Origin of the sequence: Pseudomonas sp. 06C 126, from assembly GCF_001855215.1 — a bacterium.
Taxonomy (GTDB): Bacteria; Pseudomonadota; Gammaproteobacteria; order Pseudomonadales; family Pseudomonadaceae; genus Aquipseudomonas; species Aquipseudomonas proteolytica.
Genome location: NZ_MIFU01000034.1, coordinates 15237 through 37042, shown reverse-complemented (window position 1 = coordinate 37042; position 21806 = coordinate 15237). Strand labels below are relative to the sequence as shown.

Here is a 21806-nt window from a genome sequence, read left to right as displayed (position 1 = left end):
TGCGTTGGCTTGCGGTCGGCAGATTGCCCATGGGGTGTGGGGCGATTGCCCCGTGAAGCAGCCGTCATTCGCAGGTATGCTGGGCGCCTGAAACTGACTAGCCGAACGGAGTGCCTGCGGTGTTCGCCTTGGATCCACGTCTGCAAAACGACACCTTGCCCATCGGGGAATTCCCCCTGTGCCGGCTGCTGCTGTCCAACGACTCTAACTACCTCTGGCTTATCCTGGTGCCGCGCATTGCCGGTATCAGCGAAGTGTTCCAGCTCGATGCTGGCGACCAGTCCCGGTTGTGGCACGAAACCACCACGTTGGCGCAACTGCTCAATGACGGATTCGGCGCCGATAAGATGAACATCGGTGCGCTCGGTAACGTGGTCAACCAGCTGCATGTGCACGTGATTGTGCGCAAGCGCGACGATGCGGCCTGGCCCGCACCGGTCTGGGGCAGGCACCCGGCGGTACCTTATTCCGACGACCAGGTAGCGCTGATTCGAGCCCGCCTGCGGGAGTTGATGCCGCCCGAATTCACTTTTGCCCAGGATTGAACCATGGACCTGCAAGACCGCGTGATGGACCTTGAGAGCCGCCTGGCTTTCCAGGACGACACCATCGAGACATTGAATGACATCCTGGTTGCCCAGCAGCGTGCGGTAGAGCGCCTGCAATTGCAGATGGCTGCCTTGCTCAAGCGTCAGGAAGAAATGGGCGGGCAGTTCGAATCCTCCGAGGAGGAGGCGCCGCCGCCTCATTATTGAGGGCTGGGGAAAACTTGCGGCCATAAAAAACCGCGATGCAGTTTCAACTGCATCGCGGTTTTTTTTCGGGCCTGGTCTGAATCAGCGACGGGGCAGGGCGGCGATCACGTCTTCAGCTTGCAGGCCTTTGTCACGGTTCATGACGGAAAACTCCACGCGCTGGCCTTCTACCAGAACGCGATGGCCTTCACCGCGAATAGCCCGGAAGTGGACGAAGATATCGTCGCCCGAGTCCCGGGAAATAAAGCCGAAGCCTTTGGAGGTGTTGAACCACTTGACGGTCCCGGTATCCCGGTTGGTCATGTCGTAGTTTTGCGAAGTGGCCGGAGCAGACGAACGGTAGAAGCTGATGGCCAGGTGAAGAACGATAGCGACCACAGCGATGGCCAGGCTGAGCAGGATGGCTGGATGGCCGCCGACTTCAGGCATGGGGGCCAGGAGGGTGAGGGTTTGTACGACGACAGTCAGTACCAGCAATGCGCTGACCAGGTTTTGCAGTTGATGGCGTGTGCCTTTGTTCCAGTAGGGAATCACTGGCGCCAGCGTCAGGTTGAGAAGGCCGAACAGAGCCAGGTACAGCGCGTCGTGTTGTTGCAGGTACGGCAGGCTTTCTGGTTGCAGGCTCGGGATAAAGGACAGCAGCAAAGCTGCAGCGCCCGTTAGCAGGTGGACGATTTTCAACATTTTGATTAACTCACGTTAAGACGGATCACAAGGAAGAGCTGACTGGCACGGTTCGCTTCTGAACAATGGGAGGCGTTGGGCACGTGCGCGGTTATCAGCCTATGCCGCTTGCCGCAGGAAATAGCGGTGGCGACACGCTGCCTATTTAACAGCAAAGCCTGTGCCTTCTCAAATCAAGCGTTTCAAGGCGTTGCGAAGATCATGGCATTTGTGCGGCAAACCCTTGTCCTAGACAGGTCAGGCTGCTTTTTGCCACGCCACGCCCTGCCGCTCGTGGTTACGCGCGCTGTAACACGGCGATTTGCCGCAGGCCTGCTGCGGCGTCAGGGCTGCGCAAGGCGGGTACTCTTGCTAGAGTGGGTAAGCACCTGATCAATGAATTTTCATCAATTGAAGGGAATAGACATGGCAATCGATATCGGTATCAGTGAAGAAGATCGTAAATCCATTGTTGACGGACTTTCACGGCTGCTTTCAGATACCTATGTACTTTATCTGAAAACCCATAACTTTCATTGGAACGTCACGGGGCCGCAATTCCGTACATTGCACTTGATGTTTGAAGAGCAATACAACGAGCTGGCGCTGGCAGTTGACTCCATTGCCGAGCGTATTCGTGCCCTGGGCTTTCCTGCGCCGGGCGCTTATTCCATCTATGCCCGTTTATCCTCGATCAAGGAAGAAGAAGGCGTGCCCAGCGCTGAAAACATGATCAAGCAACTTGTCGATGGGCAAGAAGCCGTTACCCGGACGGCGCGCGGGATCTTCCCGTTGCTTGATAAGGTCAGCGACGAGCCGACCGCGGACTTGCTGACCCAGCGCATGCAGATCCACGAGAAAACCGCCTGGATGCTGCGCTCGCTGCTCGAAGGCAAATAAACCCTACGGGCCAGTGGTGCCTGGCAGGCGCCACTGGCTTGGCCTGATCACTTCCGGATACTCACGTTGGCTTGTCCTACGCACACCGACTCCCCGTCTTCTGGCTGCTCGTGGCTGCTTGATGTTTTATAGGCTCAACGGCAACTAAGAGCAGTTCATTCAACAGCCGTTTGGCAAGGGAGTGTCAAGTGTATGTCGCGTGGTATGGGTAATGGTGTGATGGAAACTTCCGGTTTTCAAAAGATCAAGATTGATCCCTTTGTCAAAGGGTTTGATATGGCGCTGGCGCGGCCATTGTCGCGGTCTGTCCGATTAAATGGTTTCTCGACATGCCTGCGGCTTGAAGAAGTCTATTGGAATATTCTTGCTGAGATTGCCAGGATCAATACCTGCTCGATCAGTGCGCTGCTGTCGTACGTGGATCGCGAAGTGCATTTACGTTATGGCGGAGTCAAGAATTTCAGCGGGCTGGTCCGGGTGGTGTGTGTGGTTCATGCGCTCAAAGGGCAGGCATCGGCCACAAGCCAGGCCGGCCTCATGTAGTCGGGTTGCGCGGTAGTGCAGGGGCTGGGCGGTTCTCTATATAGTGCGCTGCACGTTGCTACGGCTGCACAGCCTCGATTTAACGGATATAATCTCGCCCTTTGCTGCGCACCCGGCTGGTACGGGGCGTGGCGCAGCAGTGACGTGATCGCCGAGATACTCCATGCCCATGTACGATTACCAATGCGCTTCCTGTGGTCACCAATTGGAAGCCATTCAGAAGATCAGCGACGCGCCGTTGGTCGATTGCCCCGCTTGCCGGGCGCCCGAGCTGAAAAAGATGTTGTCCATGCCGGGCTTTCGCTTGAGCGGTAGCGGCTGGTACGAGACCGACTTCAAGACCGGCGCCAAGAAGAATCTGGCGGGCGGCGACAAAGCAGACTGAGTTGAACTCTACGCGCGAGCTCCTGCATTATCCGTGGCCTGACTCAACAGGTGCGGTGCCCGAGCAGGAACTCCACCGAATTTCGAATTACGAGAAGTGAAACCACTACCATGATGCGCAGCCACTATTGCGGCCAACTGAACGAGACCCTGGAAGGTCAGGAAATCACCCTTTGCGGATGGGTTCACCGTCGCCGCGACCATGGCGGGGTGATTTTCCTCGATATCCGTGATCGTGACGGTCTGGCCCAGGTGGTATTCGACCCGGATCGCGCCGAGAGCTTCGCCGCCGCCGACCGCGTGCGCAGCGAGTACGTCGTGAAAATCACCGGCAAGGTTCGCCTGCGTCCGGCCGGTGCCACCAACGCCAACATGGCGTCGGGCATGATCGAAGTCCTGGGCTACGAACTGGAAGTGCTGAACGAGTCGGAAACCCCGCCGTTCCCACTCAACGAGTTCTCTGACGTTGGCGAAGAAACCCGCCTGCGTTATCGCTTCCTCGACCTGCGTCGCCCGGAAATGGCCGAGAAGCTGCGCCTGCGTTCGCGCATGACTACCAGCATCCGTCGCTTCCTCGACGAGAATGGCTTCCTGGACGTCGAGACGCCAATCCTGACTCGCGCTACGCCAGAAGGCGCACGTGACTACCTGGTGCCGAGCCGTACCCACGCCGGTAGCTTCTTCGCCCTGCCGCAATCGCCGCAGCTGTTCAAGCAACTGCTGATGGTTGCCGGTTTCGACCGTTACTACCAGATCGCCAAGTGCTTCCGTGACGAAGACCTGCGCGCCGATCGCCAGCCTGAATTCACCCAGATCGACATCGAGACCAGCTTCCTCGATGAAAAAGAGATCATGGGCCTGACCGAAGAAATGATCCGTAACCTGTTCAAGGAAGTGCTGGACCTGGAATTCGGCGAGTTCCCGCACATGACCTTCGAAGAGGCCATGCGCCGCTACGGTTCCGACAAGCCAGACCTGCGTAACCCGCTGGAACTGGTCGACGTTGCCGATCAGCTCAAGGAAGTCGACTTCAAGGTGTTCAGCGGTCCGGCCAACGACCCGAAATGCCGCATCGCCGCACTGCGTGTGCCTGGCGGCGCGAGCATGCCGCGCAAGCAGATCGACGACTACACCAAGTTCGTCGGCATCTACGGCGCCAAGGGCCTGGCTTACATCAAGGTCAACGAGCGTGCCAAGGGTGTTGAAGGCCTGCAGTCGCCAATCGTCAAGAACATCCCGGAAGACAAGCTCAATGTGATCCTCGATCGCGTCGGTGCCGTTGATGGCGATATCGTGTTCTTCGGCGCCGACAAGGCCAAGATCGTCAGCGAAGCCCTGGGCGCGCTGCGGATCAAGCTGGGTCACGACCTCGACCTGCTGACCTGCAAGTGGGCCCCGATGTGGGTCGTCGACTTCCCGATGTTCGAAGAGAACGACGACGGCAGCTTCAGCGCCCTGCACCACCCGTTCACCGCGCCCAAGTGCACGCCGCAAGAGCTGGAAGCCAACCCGGCTGGCGCTCTGTCCCGTGCCTACGACATGGTGCTCAACGGCACTGAGCTGGGTGGCGGTTCGATCCGTATCCACCGCAAAGAAATGCAACAGTCGGTCTTCCGCCTGCTGGGTATCAACGAAGCGGAACAGGAAGAGAAGTTCGGCTTCCTGCTCGACGCCCTGAAATACGGTGCTCCACCCCACGGTGGCCTGGCCTTCGGCCTTGACCGCCTGGTGATGCTGATGACCGGTGCCCAGTCGATCCGTGAAGTGATTGCCTTCCCGAAAACCCAGAGTGCTGCGGACGTCATGACCCAGGCGCCAGGTGTGGTGGATGCCAAGGCACTGCGCGAGCTGCACATCCGTCTGCGCGAGGCGCCGAAGGCTGAGTAAGGCTGCGGCGTGAAAGCGCAATAAGGTTGTACGCAGTCAAAAAGGCGCATCTTCGGATGCGCCTTTGCGTTTAAAAGAGGGAAATCCTGCCTGGGGTGGGATTGAAAGGTTTCTAGAGAATTTCGGAGTTGTGTTATGGCTGGCCATTCCAAGTGGGCGAACATCAAGCACCGCAAAGAGCGTCAGGATGCCAAGAAAGGCAAGATCTTCACCAAGTGGATTCGCGAACTGACCGTCGCAGCCCGCCAGGGCGGCGGTGACCCAGGCTCCAACCCACGCCTGCGCCTGGCGTTGGACAAGGCCCTGGGCGCCAACATGAGTCGCGACATCATCGACCGCGCCGTGGCCCGTGGTGCGGGTGCGGCGGATACCGACGATATGGTCGAACTGACCTATGAAGGGTACGGCCCGGGCGGTGTCGCGGTAATGGTCGAGTGCATGACCGACAACCGCAACCGCACTGCAGCTGCCGTACGCCATGCGTTCAGCAAGTGTGGCGGCAACCTGGGTACGGATGGTTCGGTGGCCTATCTGTTCGAGCGCAAGGGGCAGATTAGCTTCGCGCCGGGGACGGATGAAGATGCGCTGATGGAAGCCGCGATGGAGGCGGATGCCGACGACGTGGTGACCAACGAAGACGGCTCCATCGACGTGTTTACCTCGTTTGCCGGCTTCTACGCGGTGCGTAACGCCTTGGAAGCTGCTGGCTTCAAGGGCACCGACGCGGAAATCGTCATGTTGCCGACCACCAGCGCCGAACTGGACCTGGATGGCGCGCAAAAGGTGCTCAAGATGCTGGATATGCTTGAAGACCTGGATGATGTGCAGAACGTGTATTCCAATGCCGACATCCCGGAATCCGTCGCCGAACAGCTAACTTAAGCGCGATGAAAATCTAATGTGGGGGCTGGCTTGCCTGCGATAGCGGTTTATCAGATACAGAGTTTCTGACTGAAACACCGCTATCGCGGGCAAGCCCGCTCCCACATTGGATCTTATGTACCCATAAACCCGCAGGCGTTATGACTTTAATCCTAGGTATCGACCCCGGTTCGCGCATCACCGGCTTTGGCGTGGTGCAGCAGACGCCGCGTGGCTGCATCTACGTCGCCTCGGGGTGTATCCGTACCGGCGCTGGCGAGCTGGCCGAACGCTTGCAGATTGTCTATCGCGGCGTGCGCGAAGTGATCCAGACCTACGGGCCGGTGACCATGGGCATTGAAAAGGTGTTCATGGCCAAGAACGCCGACTCGGCCCTGAAGCTGGGCCAGGCCCGTGGCGCAGCCATTGTTGCCGGGGCGGAGGAGGGTATGGAAATCGCCGAATACACCGCGACCCAGGTCAAGCAGGCCGTGGTCGGCACCGGTGCGGCCAATAAAGAGCAGGTGCAGATGATGGTCATGCACATGCTCAAGCTCACGTCAAAACCACAGATCGATGCCTCTGACGCGCTGGCCATCGCCATTTGCCATGCCCACACCCGTTCCAGCCTGCTGCCCCACGGCCTTGGTACGGCACGCAGTCGTGGCGGGCGCCTGCGTCTCTGATAGCATCAGCGCAATCGTTATGGTCGGGCCTCGATCTGACCTCAAGCTTTAAGGATCTGAACCGTGATTGGACGCTTGCGCGGCACCCTGGCTGAGAAACAGCCGCCGCACCTGATTCTGGATGTAAACGGGTTGGGGTATGAGCTGGAAGTGCCCATGACCACCCTGTATCGCCTACCGTCGGTCGGTGAACCGATAACCTTGCACACCCATCTGGTGGTGCGCGAAGACGCGCAACTACTCTATGGTTTCATTGGCAAGCGCGACCGGGACTTCTTCCGCGAGCTGATCCGCCTCAATGGTGTCGGCCCGAAATTGGCCCTGGCATTGATGTCGAGCCTGGAAGTGGACGAGTTGGTGCGTGCCGTTTCGGCCCAGGACACCTCGGCACTGACCAAGGTGCCGGGGGTCGGCAAGAAAACCGCCGAACGCCTGCTGGTAGAGCTCAAGGACCGCTTCAAGGCCTGGGAAGTGGTGCCAAGCATGTTTGCCCTGGTACCCAACCAGCCGGATCTGCCGGCTGCCCAGGTTGCCAGTGCCGAAAGCGACGCCGTCAATGCGCTGATTTCCCTGGGCTACAAACCCCAGGAAGCCAGCAAGGCAGTGTCAGCCATCAAGGACAAGAACCTGAGCGCCGAAGACATGATCCGCCGAGCCCTGAAGGGAATGATTTAAGTGATTGAAGCTGATCGTCTGATTGCAGCCACCGGCCCTCGCGACCGTGAAGAGGTCCAGGATCGGGCCATTCGCCCCCTGAGCCTTGCCGACTACATCGGCCAACCCACCGTGCGCGAGCAGATGGAGTTGTTCATCCAGGCGGCGCGCGGGCGTGCCGAGTCCCTGGACCACACGTTGATCTTCGGCCCGCCGGGGTTGGGCAAGACCACCCTGGCCAATATCATCGCCCAGGAAATGGGGGTGTCGATCAAGAGCACCTCCGGCCCGGTGTTGGAGCGCCCGGGCGACCTGGCCGCGCTGTTGACCAACCTTGAGCCCCATGACGTGCTGTTCATCGACGAAATCCACCGGTTATCGCCCATCGTCGAAGAGGTGCTGTACCCGGCTATGGAAGACTTCCAGCTGGATATCATGATTGGCGAAGGGCCGGCTGCGCGCTCGATCAAGCTGGATCTGCCGCCGTTCACCCTGGTTGGCGCCACCACCCGTGCGGGTATGCTGACCAACCCGTTGCGAGACCGTTTCGGCATTGTTCAACGTCTAGAGTTCTATAGCACTGCTGACCTTGCGACGATTGTCAGTCGTTCGGCGGGGATTCTCGGCTTGCCGCTCGATCCGGAAGGTGCCTTTGAGATTGCCCGGCGCGCCCGTGGCACGCCACGGATCGCCAACCGTTTGCTGCGTCGGGTACGGGACTTTGCCGAAGTGCGAGCCAAGGGGCATATCACCAAGGCCGTGGCCGACCTAGCGCTGAACCTGCTGGACGTCGATGAACATGGTTTCGATCATCAGGACCGGCGCCTGCTGTTGACCATGATCGAAAAATTCGATGGTGGGCCGGTGGGCGTGGACAGCCTGGCCGCTGCCATCAGTGAGGAGCGCCATACCATCGAGGATGTTTTGGAGCCTTACTTGATTCAACAGGGTTACATCATGCGTACACCGAGGGGCCGTGTGGTCACGCGCCATGCGTATTTGCACTTCGGGCTAAACATTCCGTCACGATTGGGGGAGATGCCTGTGGTAGACGAATTCCTCGATGCAGTGGACGATTAAAAAGGCATGGCGAGTCGATTTATTCGACGTTTGTGCTGTCCTAGTGGCTGGCGTCGTCATTCTTTCGTTAGAAATGTTGCAGAGAATGAAAAACAGTTGCCTGGCCGGATTGGCAACCTGAGGAGTAAGCACTAGAGTATGCGCGCGCAAAACGGGGATCAGTCGTTCGCACATCGCTGTCGCGTTTATTACGAGGACACCGATGCGGGCGGCATCGTGTATTACGTCAACTACCTGAAATTCATGGAACGGGCTCGAACCGAGCGGCTGCGGGAGCTGGGCTTTGCCCAATCCCAGCTTGCAGGGGAGGACCTGTTATTTGTCGTGCATTCCAGCGAGGCCCGTTACCACGCGCCGGCGCGACTGGACGATGAGTTGCTGGTCAGCGCCGAAGTAATCGAATTGAACCGTGTCAGCCTGCGCTTTAAACAGCAGGTCAGGCGGGCAACGGATGCAACGCTGCTCTGTGAGGGGCAGTTCCTGGTGGCGTGTGTGCGCACCAATAGTTTGAAACCCCGGGCCATTCCCGAAGCTTTACGTGCGGCCTTTGCCGGCGTGAGCGGCGCCGGTAAACAATCAGAGCAGGAGATTTAGCGTGGAACCTACCGTCGTCGACCATTCCTCCATGTGGAGCCTGGTCAGCAATGCCAGTGTCGTGGTTCAACTGGTGATGCTGACCCTGGTAGCCGCATCGGTTACCTCATGGGTCATGATTTTTCAGCGCAGCAACCTGCTGCGTGCCGGTCGACGTGCCCTGGAGAGCTTCGAAGAGCGCTTCTGGTCGGGTATCGACCTGTCCAAGCTGTATCGCCAGGCAGGCAGCAACCCAGACCCGGATTCGGGCGTAGAACAGATCTTCCGCGCCGGTTTCAAGGAATTCTCCCGCCTGCGTCAGCAGTCCGGCGTTGACCCGGAAGCGGTCATGGAAGGCGTGGCCCGTGCGATGCGCGTCGCGATCTCCCGTGAGGAAGAAAAGCTCGAACAGAGCCTGCCGTTCCTCGCTACCGTCGGGTCGGTCAGCCCGTATATCGGCCTGTTTGGTACCGTATGGGGCATCATGAACTCCTTCCGTGGCCTGGCAACGGCCCAGCAAGCGACCCTGGCCACCGTGGCCCCGGGTATCGCCGAAGCGCTGATCGCCACTGCCATCGGCCTGTTCGCTGCAATCCCCGCAGTAATTGCCTACAACCGTTTCGCCGCCACCAGCGAAACCCTGATTGGCCGTTACTACACCTTCGCCGATGAATTCCAGGCGATCCTGCACCGTAAAGTGCACACCAGCGAAGAATAAGCAGGTAATTCCCAATGGCTTTAATCGCTCGAGCTCGCAAAAAGCGCAAGCCGGTCGCCGAGATGAACGTAGTGCCTTACATCGACGTGATGCTGGTGCTGCTGGTGATCTTCATGGTGACCGCGCCGATGCTCAATCAGGGTGTGAAGGTTGATCTGCCCAAGGTTTCCAGCGAAGCCTTGCCGCAGGACAACAACACCCAGGTCCTGACCATCTCGATCAAGGCTGACAAGACCTATTACTGGAACCTTGGCAGCGAAGTCGACACCCAGAAGCAACAGGACAAGGCCATGACCTTGCCGCAAATGACCGACGCGGTGACCAAGATCATCCGCGCCGGCAATGAAGGCGGCAAGCACACCCAGGTGTTCATCCGCGGTGACAAGTCGGTCGACTACGGCTCCGTCATGGGCGCCATGGGCGGGCTGCAGAAGGCCGGGGTCGGTAATGTTGGCTTGATTACCGAGGCGCCCTGATGCAGCAACAGCGAGAGCCGTCCGCCTCGGAAAGCTTCTTCTGGCCTAGCGTCTGGGCAATTGCCCTGCACGTTCTGGTGTTTGGCATGCTGTTTGTCAGCTTCGCCATGACGCCGGAGCTGCCGCCAGCCAAGCCGATCGTGCAGGCGACCCTGTATCAGCTGAAATCGAAGAGTCAGGCCACCACCCAGACCAATCAGAAGATTGCGGGTGAGGCCCAGAAGTCGGCTGCGCGCCAGACTGAAGTCGAACAGATGGAACAGAAGAAGGTCGAGCAGGAAGCGGTGAAGGCTGCTGCGGAACAAAAGAAAGACGAGGCGGCTCAAAAGGCCGAAGAATCGAAAAAGGCTGACGAAGCCAAGAAGGCCGACGAGGCGAAAAAGGCTGATGAAGCCAAGAAAGCCGAGAAAGCTGCCGAAGCTAAAAAAGCCGAAGAGAAACAATTGGCTGATATAGCCAAGAAGAAATCTGAAGAAGAAGCCAAGAAAGCGGCTGAAGAAGAGGCCAAGAAAAAGGCCGCTGAAGAAGCCAAGAAGAAGATAGTCGAAGACGCGAAGAAGAAAGCCGCCGAAGACGCCAAGAAAAAAGCTGAAGCAGACGAGGCGAAGAAGAAAATCGCCGATGACGCGAAGAAGAAAGCTGCCGCCGATGCCTCGAAGAAAAAGGCCCAGGAAGCAGCGCGTAAATCCGCCGAAGATAAAAAGGCCCAGGCCTTGGCTGATTTGCTTTCCGACACGCCGCAACGTCAGCAAGCCTTGGCCGATGAACGTGGTGATGAAGTCGCGGGCAGTTTCGACGACCTGATTCGGGCGCGGGCAGCAGAGGGCTGGACACGTCCACCTTCGGCACGCAAAGGCATGACAGTGGTGCTGCAGATCGGCATGTTGCCGGACGGTACGGTGACTTCGGTCAGCGTGGCCAAGTCCAGTGGCGACGGTTCGTTCGACAGTTCAGCGGTTGCAGCGGTCAAGAACATTGGCCGGTTGACCGAGATGCAGGGAATGAAACCAAGCGACTTCGCTCCCTATCGTTCATTCAAGATGACATTCACACCTGAGGATCTAGCCTTGTGAGAAACCTTCTTCGAGGAATGCTTGTCGTTATTTGCTGTATGGCAGGGATAGCGGCGGCGGATGAAAAGAACATCCTGGTAACCAGCGGTAGCGATCGGGCGACCCCGATTGCAGTAGTGCCGTTTGGTTGGCAGGGCGGTAGCGTACTGCCGGACGATATGGCGGAAATCATTGGTAATGACCTGCGCAACTCGGGTTACTACGCGCCTATTCCGAAGCAGAACATGATCAGCCAGCCGACCCAAGGCAGCGAAGTGATCTACCGTGACTGGAAAGCCCTGGGCGCCCAGTACCTTATGGTAGGCAGTATCGTGCCAGCGGGCGGTCGCCTGCAGGTGCAATACGCTCTGTTCAACGTGGCCACCGAGCAGCAAGTGCTGACCGGTAGCGTGTCGGGCAGCGTCGACCAACTGCGGGACATGGCGCACTACATCGCCGACCAGTCGTTCGAAAAACTGGTGGGTATCAAAGGTGCGTTCTCTACCCGCATGTTGTACGTGACGGCTGAGCGTTTCTCGGTGAACAACACGCGCTACACCCTGCAGCGTTCGGACTACGACGGTGCCCGGGCAGTGACCCTGCTGCAATCGCGCGAGCCGATCCTGTCGCCGCGTTTTGCGCCGGATGGCAAGCGTATCGCCTATGTGTCGTTTGAACAGAAGCGTCCGCGCATCTTCGTCCAGCACATCGACACCGGCCGCCGTGAGCAGATCACCAACTTCGAAGGTTTGAACGGTGCACCAGCCTGGTCGCCGGATGGCAATCGCCTGGCATTCGTACTGTCCAAGGACGGTAACCCGGATATCTACGTGATGAACCTCGGTTCGCGCCAGATCACCCGTGTCACTTCCGGCCCTGGCATCAACACTGAACCGTTCTGGGGCAAGGATGGTTCGACCATCTACTTCACATCAGACCGTGGCGGCAAACCGCAGATCTATAAGAGCAGTGTTGGCGGTGGTGGTGCAGAACGTGTGACCTTTATCGGCAACTACAACGCCAATCCGAAGCTTTCGGCCGATGAAAAGACCCTGGTAATGATCCATCGCCAGGATGGCTTCACTAATTTCAAGGTGGCGGCCCAGGATTTGCAGCGCGGAAGCGTAAAAATCCTCACAGATAGCACTCTTGATGAGTCGCCTACTGTTGCGCCCAACGGCACCATGGTAATCTACGCCACCCGCCAGCAGGGCCGGGGAGTCTTGATGCTCGTGTCCATTAATGGACGCGTAAGGCTCCCGCTTCCTACCGCACAAGGCGAAGTCAGAGAACCGTCCTGGTCCCCTTACCTGAACTGACGCGGCGCTACAAAAAGAAGTACTTAACACACTGGGGTTCATTAGGAGTTTCACGATGGAAATGCTGAAGTTTGGTAAGTTTGCTGCTCTGGCTCTGGCTCTGTCCGTAGCCGTTGGTTGCTCGTCTAAAGGCGGCGACAATGCCGGTGAAGGCGCAGCTGTTGATCCAAACGCTGGTTACGGCGCCAACACTGGTGCAGTTGACGGCTCCCTGAGCGAAGAAGCTGCTCTGCGCGCGATCACCACTTTCTACTTCGAATACGACAGTTCGGACCTGAAGCCAGAAGCCATGCGCGCTCTGGACGTTCACGCGAAAGACCTGAAAGGTAACGGCGCTCGCGTTGTACTGGAAGGCAACACCGACGAACGTGGTACTCGTGAGTACAACATGGCACTGGGCGAGCGTCGTGCGAAAGCCGTTCAGCGCTACCTGGTACTGCAAGGCGTTTCCCCAGCTCAGCTGGAACTGGTTTCCTACGGTGAAGAGCGTCCAGTTGCTACCGGCAACGACGAGCAATCCTGGGCTCAAAACCGTCGCGTCGAACTGCGTAAGTAATTCGTCATGCGAACGTGCCGTCGTGTTGTAACCGTATTGGCTCTCAGCCTCGCACCGCTTGCGGTGTGGGCTGCGGTTCCCGTGGAAGATAGCAACTCTGGCTATAACAATAGTGGGAGCAGCTATCCACCTGCAGGTTATGGCACGAACGGCGCCTATGCGGGGGGAGCGGCCACGGCCGCTCCTTCGGCACAGGGCGAACTGTTCAACCAACTGCAACGCATGCAGGATCAATTGGCGCAGCAACAAGGCACCATTGAAGTTCTGCAGAATGAGGTGCGTCAGCTCAAGCAAGAAGGCCTGGAGCGTTACCAGGATCTTGACCGACGTATAGGAACCGGCGTTACACCAGCCGCTACTCCTGATAATTCTTCTGCCGGTGGCGCCGCAAGCGCCGCCGGTGGTGTAGCCGCAGGCGCCACACAGGCCCCTGCCGCCAGCAGCGAACCGGCTGACCCGGCGAAGGAAAAGCTGTATTACGATGCAGCCTTCGACCTGATCAAGGCCAAGGATTTCGACAAGGCCAGCAAGGCGTTCACCGCTTTCCTGGGTCGTTATCCAAACAGCCAGTATGCGGGCAATGCCCAGTACTGGTTGGGTGAGGTCAACCTTGCCAAGGGTGATTTGCAGGGTGCAGGCCAGGCGTTTGCCAAGGTCAGCCAGCTTTACCCCAAGCACGCCAAGGTGCCTGATTCGCTGTACAAACTGGCTGATGTAGAACGCCGCCTGGGTCATACCGACAAGGTCAAAGGCATTCTGCAGCAAGTAGTGGCCCAATACCCGGGCACATCTGCCGCCCAGTTGGCCCAGCGCGATTTGCAGCGTTTGTAAGCATTGCTGATCCGCTTGGAAGAAACCCGCGCCTGTCGCGGGTTTTTTCGTTAGAATCCACGCCCTTTTATGAAATACGCTTTTTGGGGTTCACGCTTTGCCGGGATCCCATGAAGTGCCTGACGGAGGCGGACAGCCTGTTTAGCTGTTACGCCCGTGGCGACTATGCAAGACACATTACGCATCACCGAAGTTTTTTACTCGTTACAGGGTGAAACGCGCACTGCCGGCCTGCCCACAGTATTTGTGCGCCTGACCGGTTGCCCGTTGCGCTGCCAGTACTGTGACAGTGCCTACGCGTTCAGCGGCGGCACTATTCGTACCCTCGACGATATCCTGGAGCAGGTGGCAGGCTACAAGCCGCGCTACGTCTGTGTTACAGGCGGCGAGCCGTTGGCCCAGCCCAATGCCATTCCTTTGCTCAAGCAGCTGTGTGACGCCGGTTACGAGGTGTCCCTTGAAACCAGCGGTGCCCTGGATATTTCCGCAGTCGATCCTCGCGTCAGCCGAGTGGTTGACCTGAAGACGCCGGACTCCAAGGAAGCGCATCGCAATCGCTATGAAAATATCGAGTTGCTCACTGCCAACGACCAAGTGAAGTTCGTCATCTGTTCGCGGGATGACTATGACTGGGCCAATTCCAAGCTGATCCAGTACGGTTTGGACCGACGCGCCGGCGAGGTGCTGTTTTCTCCAAGCCACCATGACTTGAACGCTCGCGACCTGGCTGACTGGGTGGTCGCGGACAATCTGCCGGTGCGCCTGCAATTGCAGCTGCATAAATATCTTTGGAACGACGAGCCAGGACGCTGAAATGACTGAACAAACCACTGAGCAAAAACGTGCCGTAATCCTGCTGTCTGGCGGCCTCGACTCCGCCACCGTGGTGGCGATGGCACGTGCCGAGGGTTACAGCTGCTATACCATGAGCTTCGACTATGGCCAGCGCTCCCATGCCGAGTTGCACGCCGCCGCCCGTGTCGCCCGCGACCTCGGCGTGGTGGAGCACAAGGTGATTGGCCTGAACCTCAACGGCATTGGCGGCTCGGCCTTGACCGACAGCACCATCGACGTGCCTGAGGCGCCCACTGAGGGCATCCCGGTCACCTATGTGCCGGCACGCAACACCGTGTTCCTGTCGCTGGCCCTGGGCTGGGCAGAGGTACTCAATGCCCGCGACATCTTTATCGGCGTCAACGCCGTCGACTACTCCGGCTACCCGGACTGCCGTCCAGAGTTCGTCGAGTCGTTCGAGCGCATGGCCAACCTGGCGACCAAGGCGGGCGTAGAAGGGCACGGCTTCCGTATCCAGGCGCCACTGCAAAACCTGAGCAAGGCGGATATCGTCAAGGCGGGTGTAAGGCTTGGTGTCGACTACTCGCTGACTGTTTCCTGCTACCAGGCAGACAATGACGGTCGTGCATGTAGGAAATGTGACAGCTGCCGACTACGTGCAGAAGGCTTCCAAGCGGCCGGAATTACTGACCCAACGCGTTATTTCTGATTTATTTAAAATAAGGTGTTGAATAATCCTTAGAAATCAGTATTATACGCGCCACCACACAGCGGGTCGTTAGCTCAGTTGGTAGAGCAGTTGGCTTTTAACCAATTGGTCGTAGGTTCGAATCCCACACGACCCACCATTTTTGGCGGTTTAGAAAATCCGGAAGGCCCACGCAAGTGAGGATTTCCGGGTTTTTTTTTGCCTTGTACAAAGGCAGGCGTAGGGCTCTCTGAGGAGCGTGACGTACTGCTTGCAGGGCCTCCTGAGCAAATACAATTTCAGGCTCCCCACCTCATCCCCTTCCTGTTACCGCCCCAAACCATATGACTACGCCTGAAGTCTTAGGGCGCTGATGATGAAAGCATGAAGGCTATTGACCGCCTTAGACCCGCGAGAGGCTCGGCTACGTAAAATCGAAACTTCCATTGGTTCAATGTTTCCCAAGCCGTGCTCGCTACTTAAGACGTGAAGCGAGGCCTGTACGCTGCACTGAGTGATTGCGGCAATAGCGAGCCCACCCTCGACTGCGGCCACCTGGCCAGCAAGGCTGGAGCTGTTGTACACCACCTTGAATTCGCGTCCCTGCTGGGTCAGTGAGTTCACTGCATAACGCCGGGCCAGGCTTTCACTTTCGTAGACTGCGATAGGCACCGGGTCTCGCCTCCACAGTTCGAACTGGGGTGAGCCCACCCAAACCATGGGTTCTTTGAAGAGAAATGTTCCGCTTTGAGGCGAGTCCCTGGACACCAGCGCCAGATCAAGATCGCCGCTTCGCACACGCGGGATAAGCGTGGTCGATTGTTCACAGGTCAGTTCTATTTCCACGCCTGCGTAACGCGGCGAAAAGCGCTTCAGCACCGGAGTGAGATACTTGGCCGCGTAGTCCTCCGCGACGCCAAGGCGGATTCGTCCGGTCAACTCTTCACCATGAAAAGCCGCTTGGGTCTCGGCGTGCAGTGCGAGCATGCGACGGGCGTAGCTCAGCAGCGTCTGGCCGTCAGCGGTCAGTTGAAAGTGCCTCGGGCCACGACTCAACAACCGCCGTCCAAGCGCGGCCTCGAGTTTCTTCATCTGCATGCTGACGGCGGACTGCGATCTGTTTACCTCGTGGGCTGCGCCAGATAGCGAACCTGCATCCACCACTGCCACGAAGCACTTGAGCCAATCGATCTGCAAATCACTGGCAGGCATCGCTGTTACCTCTATTCGTTAATCGAATGGCTAAGACGTGAATTATGCGCTTTTTATGATGGCTGCTCACCCGCAAGATACTGGCCTGAACCAACACATACTGGATCTGATCATGCCATTTGAGACCTGGTTGCTCTATCTGTTTACCTGCTGCGGCATAGCGGTAGTACCAGGGCCCAATGCGTTATTGGTGCTAACCCATGGAGCTATCCACGGGAGTCGCAAAACGCTGTTCACTATCACCGGTGGCGTGCTCGGCTTTGCCGTGGTGCTTTCGCTTTGCGCGTTGGGATTGGGTGCACTGATCCAGGCGTCGGCCACCTGGTTCACAGCCTTGAAGGTGGTCGGCGGGCTCTATCTGATCTGGTTGGGCTTCGGGCTGTGGCGGGCTGCACCGGTCAGCCTTGATACGACCGGCACAACAACCTTGCAACGTTGGTCACTGTTCCGCCAAGGGCTGGTATCAGCCATTTCAAACCCTAAGGCACTGCTGCTATTCATGGCGTTTATCCCGCCTTTCCTGAACCCCCACAGAAGCATCATCGCGCAGACGATCGTTATCGCGCTGACTTACGCGGTCGTGGAGTTCGCCGTTGAGTATCTAGTGGCCAGCGCTGCGCACCGGGTCAGGCCTTGGTTAGCCCGAACCGGGCGCCGATTCAATAAAGTCTGTGGTGGGTTTTTTGTACTTTTCGGGTTGGCCCTGCCCATCCATACCTGAAGCCACGGCTACCCGTATCAGACGGGATTCTGACCACAAATGTGGTAACAGCTGATGCGCTCAGGTTGCGCATTGCCGCTCACGACTTGCGCTGGTAAACCGGCCGCCTTGTTTGGCTTTCAGCCCCGGCGCCCATTCATCCACGGGCTGTAGTCCACCTGCACATAACCCAGGGGCAGGCCTTTAGGGTGGTTGGCAAATCCCGGCATCTGGCGCAGGTCCAGCCGTTTGCACTGCGTGGCGAGGCGTTGCTGCAACGCGCTATCTGCCTTGAACCCCTGTGAGCGGAACGGGCTTTGATTCAGGTTGACCATGCACTCACTCACTTTGCCCTGTGCGTCGGCAATGAAGTGGAAGCTGGCGACGCCAATGCTCTGGATGTCATGCCCTGCAAACAGTTGTTCGCGGAAGAAACGGATCTGCCTATAGAGGTCGATTCGGGTTTTCTGCAGTTGCTGCTGTTCTTCCGAGAGCCCAATCAGAGGGGTGAACACCATGGGGGCGACAATCACCTGGGAATCCTCGTTATCAGCGAAGGCCTTTTGTGAGACCTCGGGAAACAGTGTGGTCCAGCACAGCTCGGTGACCAGTTTGGCCAGCTTGGCCTGACGCAGTTGGTTCTGGCCCTCGTTGGGCAACAGGGTTCCGCGTTGGGTTGAGCAGTCCACTACATGGTTCTGCGTGTCGACGGTCATGACCATATTCATCACACCTGTCAGCTCCTGCTCATTGGCGGCCAGGGCATAACTGCGCAGTATTGTTTTGAACGAGTTGACGAACTTTGCGTATTCCTGTCGTCCCTGTGCCTGTTCTGCTAGCTGCTCTGGCGTTTGACTCTGGCAGCCGGACAGTGACAGTAGGCTTGCACCGAACAAGGCCAGTAGCCAGCGGGATGAAGAGGGCGCGTTGAATTCCATTTCTTGGGGGCTCATACACAATGGATTGGAGAAAATGTAGACGGGAACCATTCTCACCCATCGGGCGTTAAAGTGCGATTCGAAATAACGAAAAGCATGCCACTAGGACCTTTGGTTTTAAAAGCTGACACGGGATGTTGTAGTGGTTTGATCTGTAGACCTCAGGCGTCTATATTTGAGTCTGTAGATTAATTTGAGGTGGCACCATGAGCCTGGCCCTCCAAGCACAGCCCTTTACCCGCGAGCAATGTGTCGCCGGACTACGGGCGGCCGTGAGCATCCTGGAGAAATGGCAGGCCAGCAGCGACCAGGCTTGCCGCATCTTGCGCATCTCGCGTAGTACCTACACCCGCGCCCGGCAGCGCGATGCTGCCTGGTCCGTGAGCCTGGATGCCGATCAGATGCAGCGCATCAGCTTCGTGCTGAATATCCACGCCACGCTGCGCATGGTGTTCGATAACCCCGAGAACGTGTACGGCTTCCCCGCAATGCCCAACGACAACCTGTTTTTCAACGGCCGCTCGCCTCTGGAGATCATGGCCCAGGGCGATATGATTTCCCTGTACGAAACCTTCCGGCGCATCGATGTGCTGCGTGGCGCGCAATGGTGAGGGCCAGCCAGTTGGGCGATCTGCCCGGGGGGCAGTTGCAGGCCTATCGCCTGGTCAATTCAAAATTCCCGCCGATTGCCTTATTTGATGATGTGGCGGATGCCGAGGAGTTTGAGGCGCTTTATCAGATCCAGGCCCTGACCAACCCGCGACTGGGCAATGAGGTCGGCCGGATCGAGCTTATAGCCCGGAGGGAAATCCCGTTCGGGATTGTGGGATGTTCCTACGCAATTGCGCCGTTCACCCACGTCAACCCGGCAGGATCGCGTTTCAGCGCGGGTGATTTTGGTGTGCTGTACCTGGCGGCCACTATCGAGACGGCACTGGCAGAGGTGCGTCACCACCAGAACCAGTATTGGTCCGGGGTCCGTGGCCTTAATTATGAGCGTTTTGTGTTTCGCGCACTGGCGTGCAGTTTTGCCGGCGACTCGATGAAGGATGCGACGTCGGTGCCTATGAACGACCCGATCTACGACCCTGACGACTACAGCCACGCCCAGCGCTTGGGTGGCGAGTTGAAGAAGGCCGGTTGTCCCGGCCTTCGTTACCTGTCGGTGCGCTCAGAGGGCGATCACTGCTGGGCCTTGCTGACACCCCGGCCGGTGTCGTCGATTGTCCAGGCCTCCCATTATGAGATGGTCTGGAATGGCCAGATCACCAGTGTCAGCCAGATCCGCGAAGCCTGACCCTGGCGAGTCAGATCTGCCCGCGCACCAGGATTGACTCATCGATCTGCGCAATCGACGTAACCCCGGTCAGGGTCATGGCCACGCGCATTTCCTTGGCAAAAATATCCAATAGATTCTCCACGCCGCGCTGGCCATCAGCGGCCAACGCGTAGGCGGGCGCTCGTCCCAGCAACACACCCCGGGCGCCCAGGGCGAGCATGCGCACCACATCCAGCCCCGAGCGCACCCCAGAGTCCACCAGCACCGTGAGGTCGCTGCCAACCGCCTGGGCAATCTCAGGCAACGCCTTGGCGGTAGACAGCACGCCATCGAGCTGGCGGCCGCCATGGTTGGACACGACGATGCCGTCGGCCCCGAAGCTCACCGCATCCTTGGCATCCTGTGGGTCGAGGATGCCCTTGATGATCATTGGGCCCTTCCAGAACTCACGGATCCATTCCAGGTCTTTCCAGCTGATGGACGGGTCGAAGTTGGTGGCCAGCCAGCCGATGTAGTCTTCAAGGTGGGTTGGCTTGCCGAGGTATTTGGAAATATTGCCCAGGTCGTGGGGGCGGCCCATAAGTCCCACGTCAAAAGCCCAGGCTGGCTTGGTCACGGCCTGCAACATGCGCCGCTGGGCGGCGTACGGGCCGGACATCCCGGAGTGAGCATCGCGGTAGCGGGCACCGGGGGTTGGCATGTCGACGGTGAACACCAGGGTTTTTACCCCGGCGGCCTGGGCGCGCTCCAGGGCGTTCTTCATGAAGCCGCGGTCTTTGAGCACATAGAGTTGAAACCAGATCGATTGCGCGGTCTGCGACGCCACTTCCTCGATCGGGCACACGGAAACGGTCGACAGGCAAAAAGGGATGCCTTTATTGGCCGCCGCGTTCGCCACCTGGACTTCCCCGCGCCGGGCAAACATGCCGGTCAGGCCCACCGGGCTCATGACCACCGGCATCGCCAGCGGTTGGTCGAACAGCGTGGTTTCCAGGCTCAGGCTCTCGACGTTGCGCAGGACGCGCTGGCGCAGGCTGATGTCTGCCAGGTCCGAGCTGTTGGCCTTGAGGGTGTGCTCGGCGTAGGCGCCACCGTCAATGTAGTCGAACAGGAAACGCGGCAGTTTGCGGCGTGCGGCTTCGCGGTAATCCGATGCAGACGAAATGATCATGAACAGTGAGGCCCCGGAATAAGGAAAACGGTGGGTGGAGGATAGTCAAAGGCTTTTCATGGTAAAAACAACTTTTACAACTTAATTCAAGTCGCAAATGGAATAGTCATGAACCTGCGAACGCTGCGAGCCTTTGTCGAAGTGGTGCGCCAAGGCAGTTTCTCACAAGCGGCCGAGATGGTTTCGCTCACGCAATCGAGCGTCAGCAAAGCGGTCAAGACCCTGGAAGAGGAGCTGGGCACGCCGCTGTTCAGCCGTATTGGCCATAAGAGTGAACTGACAGCCGCCGGCGAGATTGCCTACCGCCGCGCCCTGGTGCTGCTCGCCGAGCGCAGCGACCTGCTGGCCGAGATCAATGACCTGCTGGGTCTCAAGCGCGGTGTATTGCGCATCGGTTTGCCGCCGGTGGGCAGTGGTGAGTTATTTGCCGCGATGTTTGCGGTGTATCGCCAGCGTTACCCACAGATCGATATCGAACTGATCGAGCATGGCAGCAAAAAGCTGGGCGAGTGCTTGCAAGCGGGGGAGGTGGATGTGGCTGCCCTGCTGGTGCCGGTGGAGGGCGAGTTCGAGTATCAGGACGTGCGCGTCGAGCCGTTGATGGTGGTCCTGCCCAGCAGCCATCCATTGGCAGGGCGCAAAAGTGTGGATTTTTCCGACTTGTCCGACTCCCCATTCATACTCTTCGAGGCTGGATTTGCCCTGAACCGCATCATTCTTTCCGCCTGCGAGCGTCGGGGTGTCTCGCCGAAGGTTTCTGTGCGCAGCGCCCAGATCGACTTTATCGTCGACCTGGTCGGCGCGGGCCTGGGCGTTGCCTTCCTGCCGCGCATGCTGGCCTATAAACACCTGCATGCCGGCATTGCGTTGATTGCGCTGGATGAGCCCCAAACGGACTGGCATATCGCCCTGACCTGGCGGCGGAATGCTCACTTGCCGCCGGCTGCGCGAGCCTGGTTGGATCTGGCCAGGGAAATGGGTAATGTCCCTGCGCCATATTAGGCTTTTGAATCCAATCGATATTCTGTAGCCTTGCGCAGCTTCACCTAAACCCGTGCTTGATGAACACAATCACTTCGTCCGGC

The 21806-nt window shown here is 58.4% G+C and carries 27 protein-coding genes and 1 tRNA gene; 24 read left to right on the top strand and 4 right to left on the bottom strand.

Features of this window, described 5'->3' with window-relative positions:
* Positions 1–119 precede the first annotated feature (119 nt).
* Both BHC62_RS05555 and BHC62_RS05550 read left to right on the top strand, forming a co-directional pair.
* Positions 120–545 (top strand): HIT domain-containing protein, encoded by a 426-nt coding sequence (locus BHC62_RS05555; RefSeq protein ID WP_029300324.1) that lies wholly within the window; start codon positions 120–122, stop codon positions 543–545.
* Between the two features lie 3 nt (positions 546–548).
* Positions 549–755, top strand: a complete 207-nt coding sequence (locus BHC62_RS05550) for a SlyX family protein (protein ID WP_029300323.1) — start codon at positions 549–551, stop codon at positions 753–755.
* Positions 756–836: 81 nt separating this feature from the next.
* Here BHC62_RS05550 and BHC62_RS29200 read toward each other — a convergent pair whose 3' ends face one another.
* Positions 837–1439: a cold-shock protein gene (locus tag BHC62_RS29200; protein WP_029300321.1), complete on the bottom strand. Its 603-nt coding sequence runs from the start codon at positions 1437–1439 to the stop codon at positions 837–839.
* Positions 1440–1844: 405 nt separating this feature from the next.
* Here BHC62_RS29200 and BHC62_RS05540 point away from each other — a divergent pair, with 405 nt between their 5' ends.
* The 18 genes from BHC62_RS05540 (at position 1845) to BHC62_RS05455 (ending at position 15581) form a co-directional block, all read left to right on the top strand.
* Positions 1845–2318: a Dps family protein gene (locus BHC62_RS05540; protein WP_029300319.1), complete on the top strand. Its 474-nt coding sequence runs from the start codon at positions 1845–1847 to the stop codon at positions 2316–2318.
* A gap of 192 nt (positions 2319–2510) precedes the next feature.
* Complete coding sequence (locus BHC62_RS05535; RefSeq protein ID WP_029300318.1) at positions 2511–2861, top strand: ribbon-helix-helix domain-containing protein; 351 nt, start codon at positions 2511–2513, stop codon at positions 2859–2861.
* Between the two features lie 163 nt (positions 2862–3024).
* Complete coding sequence (locus BHC62_RS05530) at positions 3025–3246, top strand: FmdB family zinc ribbon protein (RefSeq protein WP_029300317.1); 222 nt, start codon at positions 3025–3027, stop codon at positions 3244–3246.
* Between the two features lie 110 nt (positions 3247–3356).
* A complete protein-coding gene (gene aspS / locus BHC62_RS05525; protein ID WP_029300316.1) occupies positions 3357–5132 on the top strand; it encodes an aspartate--tRNA ligase in 1776 nt (591 codons plus the stop codon).
* 135 nt (positions 5133–5267) lie between these two features.
* Positions 5268–6014 (top strand): YebC/PmpR family DNA-binding transcriptional regulator, encoded by a 747-nt coding sequence (locus tag BHC62_RS05520; RefSeq protein WP_070994434.1) that lies wholly within the window; start codon positions 5268–5270, stop codon positions 6012–6014.
* A gap of 140 nt (positions 6015–6154) precedes the next feature.
* Positions 6155–6679, top strand: coding sequence for a crossover junction endodeoxyribonuclease RuvC (gene ruvC, locus BHC62_RS05515; RefSeq protein ID WP_005790910.1), 525 nt, complete (start codon positions 6155–6157; stop codon positions 6677–6679).
* Between the two features lie 63 nt (positions 6680–6742).
* Entirely contained in the window at positions 6743–7354 is a 612-nt protein-coding gene (gene ruvA / locus BHC62_RS05510; RefSeq protein WP_029300310.1) for a Holliday junction branch migration protein RuvA, read from the top strand.
* Positions 7355–8413, top strand: coding sequence for a Holliday junction branch migration DNA helicase RuvB (ruvB, locus tag BHC62_RS05505; RefSeq protein WP_029300308.1), 1059 nt, complete (start codon positions 7355–7357; stop codon positions 8411–8413).
* A 138-nt stretch (positions 8414–8551) separates the two neighbouring features.
* Complete coding sequence (gene ybgC, locus BHC62_RS05500) at positions 8552–9007, top strand: tol-pal system-associated acyl-CoA thioesterase (protein ID WP_029300306.1); 456 nt, start codon at positions 8552–8554, stop codon at positions 9005–9007.
* A 1-nt stretch (position 9008) separates the two neighbouring features.
* Positions 9009–9704 carry a protein TolQ gene (tolQ, locus tag BHC62_RS05495; RefSeq protein WP_029300305.1) on the top strand — a complete coding sequence of 232 codons (696 nt, stop codon included), beginning with the start codon at positions 9009–9011 and terminating at the stop codon, positions 9702–9704.
* 23 nt (positions 9705–9727) lie between these two features.
* Positions 9728–10180: a protein TolR gene (gene tolR, locus BHC62_RS05490; protein WP_162473200.1), complete on the top strand. Its 453-nt coding sequence runs from the start codon at positions 9728–9730 to the stop codon at positions 10178–10180.
* Complete coding sequence (gene tolA, locus BHC62_RS05485) at positions 10180–11253, top strand: cell envelope integrity protein TolA (protein WP_029300302.1); 1074 nt, start codon at positions 10180–10182, stop codon at positions 11251–11253. The genes tolR and tolA overlap by 1 nt, the downstream gene beginning before the upstream one ends.
* Before the next feature lie 17 nt (positions 11254–11270).
* On the top strand, positions 11271–12551 hold the full coding sequence (gene tolB, locus BHC62_RS05480; protein ID WP_169851059.1) for a Tol-Pal system beta propeller repeat protein TolB: 1281 nt from the start codon (positions 11271–11273) through the stop codon (positions 12549–12551).
* Between the two features lie 55 nt (positions 12552–12606).
* Positions 12607–13107, top strand: coding sequence for a peptidoglycan-associated lipoprotein Pal (gene pal, locus BHC62_RS05475; RefSeq protein WP_029300299.1), 501 nt, complete (start codon positions 12607–12609; stop codon positions 13105–13107).
* Between the two features lie 6 nt (positions 13108–13113).
* Positions 13114–13938 (top strand): tol-pal system protein YbgF, encoded by an 825-nt coding sequence (gene ybgF, locus BHC62_RS05470; RefSeq protein ID WP_070994433.1) that lies wholly within the window; start codon positions 13114–13116, stop codon positions 13936–13938.
* 165 nt (positions 13939–14103) lie between these two features.
* Positions 14104–14751: a 7-carboxy-7-deazaguanine synthase QueE gene (gene queE, locus BHC62_RS05465; RefSeq protein ID WP_029300296.1), complete on the top strand. Its 648-nt coding sequence runs from the start codon at positions 14104–14106 to the stop codon at positions 14749–14751.
* A gap of 1 nt (position 14752) precedes the next feature.
* Positions 14753–15442 carry a 7-cyano-7-deazaguanine synthase QueC gene (gene queC / locus BHC62_RS05460; RefSeq protein WP_029300294.1) on the top strand — a complete coding sequence of 230 codons (690 nt, stop codon included), beginning with the start codon at positions 14753–14755 and terminating at the stop codon, positions 15440–15442.
* Positions 15443–15505: 63 nt separating this feature from the next.
* Positions 15506–15581 (top strand) — tRNA-Lys (locus tag BHC62_RS05455).
* 188 nt (positions 15582–15769) lie between these two features.
* Here BHC62_RS05455 and BHC62_RS05450 read toward each other — a convergent pair.
* Positions 15770–16633 carry a LysR family transcriptional regulator gene (locus BHC62_RS05450; RefSeq protein ID WP_070994432.1) on the bottom strand — a complete coding sequence of 288 codons (864 nt, stop codon included), beginning with the start codon at positions 16631–16633 and terminating at the stop codon, positions 15770–15772.
* A 112-nt stretch (positions 16634–16745) separates the two neighbouring features.
* Here BHC62_RS05450 and BHC62_RS05445 point away from each other — a divergent pair, with 112 nt between their 5' ends.
* Positions 16746–17354 (top strand): LysE family translocator, encoded by a 609-nt coding sequence (locus tag BHC62_RS05445; RefSeq protein WP_070994469.1) that lies wholly within the window; start codon positions 16746–16748, stop codon positions 17352–17354.
* 119 nt (positions 17355–17473) lie between these two features.
* Here BHC62_RS05445 and BHC62_RS05440 read toward each other — a convergent pair whose 3' ends face one another.
* Positions 17474–18271, bottom strand: a complete 798-nt coding sequence (locus tag BHC62_RS05440; protein WP_029300288.1) for a hypothetical protein — start codon at positions 18269–18271, stop codon at positions 17474–17476.
* 206 nt (positions 18272–18477) lie between these two features.
* Here BHC62_RS05440 and BHC62_RS05435 point away from each other — a divergent pair, with 206 nt between their 5' ends.
* Both BHC62_RS05435 and BHC62_RS05430 read left to right on the top strand, forming a co-directional pair.
* Positions 18478–18882, top strand: a complete 405-nt coding sequence (locus BHC62_RS05435; protein ID WP_070994431.1) for an antitoxin Xre-like helix-turn-helix domain-containing protein — start codon at positions 18478–18480, stop codon at positions 18880–18882.
* Entirely contained in the window at positions 18876–19568 is a 693-nt protein-coding gene (locus BHC62_RS05430) for an RES family NAD+ phosphorylase (protein ID WP_070994430.1), read from the top strand. Before BHC62_RS05435 ends, BHC62_RS05430 begins: the two co-directional genes overlap by 7 nt.
* 10 nt (positions 19569–19578) lie before the next feature.
* Here the strand turns inward: BHC62_RS05430 and lldD are convergent, their stop codons facing one another.
* On the bottom strand, positions 19579–20721 hold the full coding sequence (gene lldD / locus BHC62_RS05425; protein ID WP_070994429.1) for an FMN-dependent L-lactate dehydrogenase LldD: 1143 nt from the start codon (positions 20719–20721) through the stop codon (positions 19579–19581).
* 108 nt (positions 20722–20829) lie between these two features.
* On the opposite strand from lldD, the gene BHC62_RS05420 reads away from it, so the two are divergent.
* Positions 20830–21723 (top strand): LysR family transcriptional regulator, encoded by an 894-nt coding sequence (locus tag BHC62_RS05420; protein WP_070994428.1) that lies wholly within the window; start codon positions 20830–20832, stop codon positions 21721–21723.
* Positions 21724–21806: the final 83 nt, after the last annotated feature.

Excerpts from the sequence above, each read along its gene's own strand:
- BHC62_RS05550 (WP_029300323.1), top strand. The coding sequence starts at position 549 with ATGGACCTGCAAGACCGCGTGATGGACCTTGAGAGCCGCCTGGCTTTC.
- BHC62_RS29200 (WP_029300321.1), bottom strand. The coding sequence starts at position 1,439 with ATGTTGAAAATCGTCCACCTGCTAACGGGCGCTGCAGCTTTGCTGCTG.
- BHC62_RS05540 (WP_029300319.1), top strand. The coding sequence starts at position 1,845 with ATGGCAATCGATATCGGTATCAGTGAAGAAGATCGTAAATCCATTGTT.
- BHC62_RS05535 (WP_029300318.1), top strand. The coding sequence starts at position 2,511 with ATGTCGCGTGGTATGGGTAATGGTGTGATGGAAACTTCCGGTTTTCAA.
- BHC62_RS05530 (WP_029300317.1), top strand. The coding sequence starts at position 3,025 with ATGCCCATGTACGATTACCAATGCGCTTCCTGTGGTCACCAATTGGAA.
- aspS (WP_029300316.1), top strand. The coding sequence starts at position 3,357 with ATGATGCGCAGCCACTATTGCGGCCAACTGAACGAGACCCTGGAAGGT.
- BHC62_RS05520 (WP_070994434.1), top strand. The coding sequence starts at position 5,268 with ATGGCTGGCCATTCCAAGTGGGCGAACATCAAGCACCGCAAAGAGCGT.
- ruvC (WP_005790910.1), top strand. The coding sequence starts at position 6,155 with ATGACTTTAATCCTAGGTATCGACCCCGGTTCGCGCATCACCGGCTTT.
- ybgC (WP_029300306.1), top strand. The coding sequence starts at position 8,552 with ATGCGCGCGCAAAACGGGGATCAGTCGTTCGCACATCGCTGTCGCGTT.
- tolA (WP_029300302.1), top strand. The coding sequence starts at position 10,180 with ATGCAGCAACAGCGAGAGCCGTCCGCCTCGGAAAGCTTCTTCTGGCCT.
- tolB (WP_169851059.1), top strand. The coding sequence starts at position 11,271 with ATGCTTGTCGTTATTTGCTGTATGGCAGGGATAGCGGCGGCGGATGAA.
- pal (WP_029300299.1), top strand. The coding sequence starts at position 12,607 with ATGGAAATGCTGAAGTTTGGTAAGTTTGCTGCTCTGGCTCTGGCTCTG.
- ybgF (WP_070994433.1), top strand. The coding sequence starts at position 13,114 with ATGCGAACGTGCCGTCGTGTTGTAACCGTATTGGCTCTCAGCCTCGCA.
- queE (WP_029300296.1), top strand. The coding sequence starts at position 14,104 with ATGCAAGACACATTACGCATCACCGAAGTTTTTTACTCGTTACAGGGT.
- queC (WP_029300294.1), top strand. The coding sequence starts at position 14,753 with ATGACTGAACAAACCACTGAGCAAAAACGTGCCGTAATCCTGCTGTCT.
- BHC62_RS05450 (WP_070994432.1), bottom strand. The coding sequence starts at position 16,633 with ATGCCTGCCAGTGATTTGCAGATCGATTGGCTCAAGTGCTTCGTGGCA.
- BHC62_RS05445 (WP_070994469.1), top strand. The coding sequence starts at position 16,746 with ATGCCATTTGAGACCTGGTTGCTCTATCTGTTTACCTGCTGCGGCATA.
- BHC62_RS05440 (WP_029300288.1), bottom strand. The coding sequence starts at position 18,271 with ATGGAATTCAACGCGCCCTCTTCATCCCGCTGGCTACTGGCCTTGTTC.
- BHC62_RS05435 (WP_070994431.1), top strand. The coding sequence starts at position 18,478 with ATGAGCCTGGCCCTCCAAGCACAGCCCTTTACCCGCGAGCAATGTGTC.
- BHC62_RS05430 (WP_070994430.1), top strand. The coding sequence starts at position 18,876 with ATGGTGAGGGCCAGCCAGTTGGGCGATCTGCCCGGGGGGCAGTTGCAG.
- lldD (WP_070994429.1), bottom strand. The coding sequence starts at position 20,721 with ATGATCATTTCGTCTGCATCGGATTACCGCGAAGCCGCACGCCGCAAA.
- BHC62_RS05420 (WP_070994428.1), top strand. The coding sequence starts at position 20,830 with ATGAACCTGCGAACGCTGCGAGCCTTTGTCGAAGTGGTGCGCCAAGGC.